The organism is Hungatella sp., from assembly GCF_046966825.1.
The window spans coordinates 1-3,252 of sequence record NZ_JBKVCZ010000265.1 but is presented as its reverse complement, the minus strand read 5'-3'; the positions used below and the strand labels follow the sequence as shown (position 1 = coordinate 3,252).

Here is a 3,252-nt window from a genome sequence, read left to right as displayed (position 1 = left end):
AATAAGAATCTGTTTTGAACCGCTGTTTCAAAAAAACAGCGGTTTTTTTGATGTTTTTTGAAACGGTGAACCATTTCCCGTTTTCCGTAGTGAAGAAATGGGTATGATGTGTTACGATGAGTCCATCAAAAGAAAAGAGGGGACCGAGTAAATGGATTATAAAAAACTTGCAGAAGAAATCCTTATAAAAATCGGCGGAGAAGAGAATATCTCCGGGCTTACCCATTGTGCCACCAGACTCCGTTTTAATTTAAAAGACGAGGGAAAGGCACAGACGGAGGCCTTAAAGAAAGTGAACGGCGTCATGGGCGTCATCAGCAAAGGCGGCCAGTATCAGGTCGTAATCGGCAGCGACGTGGCCAGCGTATACAAGCCGCTGACGGAGATGTGCGAGCACACGGCCGAAGACGAAAGCGGCTCAGGGAAAGATAAGAAGGACGACAGGAAGATCGTAGCGCGGATGGTGGACACACTTTCCGGCATCTTCACACCGATTCTTCCGGCCATCACGGCCGCCGGTATGATCAAGGCGATCCTGGCGCTTTTAACGGCGTTCAGCCTGGTGGACAAGACGGGCACCACCTACCAGACCCTGAATTTTATGGCGGACGCGGCGTTCTATTTCCTGCCGATTCTGCTGGCGAATTCCGCAGCTAAAAAGTTCAAATGCAATCCTTACCTGGCGATGATGCTGGGCGGTATGCTGCTCCATCCGGATTTTATCAATATGGTGGCGGCCTCGAAGGAGAGCGGGGAAGCGATCCGAATCTTCCTGCTTCCAATCACCAATGCGGGATATTCATCCTCCGTACTTCCGATTATCCTGATCGTATGGTTCATGTCCTATGTAGAGCCGATCGCAGACCGGATTTCTCCGAAACCTGTGAAATTCTTTACAAAGCCTCTGATCACAGCCATCGTGACGGGAATCGTGGGCCTGGTGGTCATCGGACCGATCGGGACCATTATCAGTAACTTAATCGCCTCCGGCGTACACAGCTTAAACAATTACTGCAGCTGGCTGGTACCGGCCCTGGTAGGTGCATTTACACCGCTTTTAGTCATGACAGGAACCCATTACGGACTGATCCCTATCGGCATCAACAACCGTATGACCATGGGCTACGATACCCTGATCTATCCGGGTATGCTTGGCTCCAATGTGGCGCAGGGCGGCGCGGCTCTGGCGGTAGCATTCAAGAGCAAAAAATCTGAGATCAGGCAGCTGGCCTCCTCGGCCGGAATCACGGCAGTCTGCGGAATTACAGAGCCTGCACTTTACGGAATCAACATCCGCTTCAAGACACCACTGTACGCGGCCATGATCGGCGGCGGTGTGGGCGGCTTCCTGATGGGAATCTTAAATGTTAAGAACTATTCAGGCGGTTCCCCCGGATTTTTGACACTGCCCAGCTATTTAGGCGGCGACACACTCACCAGCTTCTACTTTGCCTGTGCAGGTGCGGCGGTCAGTGTCGTGATTGCGTTCATCATTTCCTATGTACTGTATAAGGATCCGCAGGACGAGGACGGCGAAACGAGTGCCAAAGACCAGCCTCAGGATGCCTTAAGTACGAAGGCGGTTATGGTCGCTGCTCCGCTTACCGGCGAGGCCGTATCCCTGGAAACAGTCAATGATCCCACATTTGCGGAAGGCATTCTGGGAAAAGGCATTGCGATACAGCCGTCGGAGGGACGCGTGGTATCTCCGGTGAACGGAACCATTTCCACGATCTTTGAAACGGGCCACGCCATGGGGCTTGTGTCGGAGGACGGGGCGGAGATTCTGATCCACGTTGGCCTGGACACGGTAAATTTAAAAGGAAAACATTTCCATGTAAAAATGAAGTCCGGCGACACGGTAAAAGTGGGAGACTGCATTCTGGAATTTGATTTAGAAGCGATAAAAGCAGAAGGATACGATGTTATCACACCTGTCATCATATCCAATCATTTTAACTACAGTTCTGTCGACGCGGCGGCTGAAGGCCATGTGAAGACAGGAGAACCGCTTTTGAGGCTGCATTGATGGAGGGACGAATGATGACATTTCCGGAAAATTTTTTATGGGGCGGCGCGGTTTCCGCCAATCAGTGTGAGGGAGCGTATAACGAAGACGGGAAAGGTCTTTCTGTCCAGGATGTTCTTCCCCACGGCCTGCGGGGAGAGCGGACGGAGGGGCCCACCGCAGACAATCTGAAGCTGGAAGCGATCGATTTCTATCACAGCTACGAAGAAGACATCCGTCTCTTTGCAGAGATGGGATTCAAGGTATTCCGAACCTCCATCGCCTGGTCGAGAATCTTTCCGGAGGGAGACGAGGAGACGCCCAATGAGAAAGGGCTGGAATTTTATGACCGCCTGTTTGACGAATGCTTAAAATACGGGATAGAACCACTGGTTACCATATCCCATTATGAGACTCCGCTGGGGCTGGCGGAAAAGTACGACGGCTGGAGAAGCCGGAAGCTGATCGGATTTTTCGAGCGGTACTGTCGCACCATTTTCACCAGATATAAGGATAAGGTGAAGTACTGGCTGACCTTTAACGAGATCAATTCCCTTCTTCACGCCCCGTTTATGAGCGGGGGCATTAAGACGCCGGCGGAACAGCTGACGGAACAGGATTTGTACCAGGCCATGCACCACGAGCTGGTAGCCAGCGCCATGGCTGTAAAGCTGGGCCATGAGCTGATGCCCGGTGCGAAGATCGGCTGTATGATTCTGGGAATTACGGTCTATCCCCTGACTCCCGATCCGGACGATATCATTGCGACCATGGAGAAAGACAGGGAAACGCTCCTGTTCGCAGATATTCACGCCCGCGGAACGTATCCGAAGTATCTCTTAAACTATTTTAAGGCCCATGGAATTGAGATCCGTATGGAGCCGGAGGACCAGGAAATCCTGAAAAACACAGTGGATTTCATCTCCTTCAGCTACTATTCCAGCATCTGCGCCACCACGCATACAGAGCTTGGTGAGCCGACCGGCGGCAACTTGTCAAAGGGATATAAGAATCCGTATTTAAAGGCCACCGCCTGGGGCTGGCAGATCGATCCCAAGGGGCTTCGCTACACGCTGAACCGCCTCTATGACAGGTATCAGCTTCCGCTGTTTATCGTGGAAAACGGCATCGGCGCCGAGGATCAGCTGGTGACTCTGGAAAATGGGGAAAAGACGGTGCTCGACGACTACCGGATCGACTACCTGCGGCAGCATCTGATCCAGGTGCGCGAAGCCATATGCGAC

Annotated in this window: 2 protein-coding genes; both read left to right on the top strand. The window is 52.2% G+C overall.

Features of this window, described 5'->3' with window-relative positions; translation table 11 throughout:
- Positions 1–151 precede the first annotated feature (151 nt).
- On the top strand, positions 152–2,029 hold the full coding sequence (locus tag ACLTD4_RS33550) for a beta-glucoside-specific PTS transporter subunit IIABC (RefSeq protein WP_117621308.1): 1,878 nt from the start codon (positions 152–154) through the stop codon (positions 2,027–2,029).
- An 11-nt stretch (positions 2,030–2,040) separates the two neighbouring features.
- On the top strand, positions 2,041–3,252 hold a 1,212-nt coding region (locus ACLTD4_RS33545; protein WP_412331964.1), incomplete at its 3' end, for a glycoside hydrolase family 1 protein.

Bases quoted from the DNA above. Each gene is read 5' to 3' on its own strand.
- ACLTD4_RS33550 (WP_117621308.1), top strand. From the start codon at position 152: ATGGATTATAAAAAACTTGCAGAAGAAATCCTTATAAAAATCGGCGGA.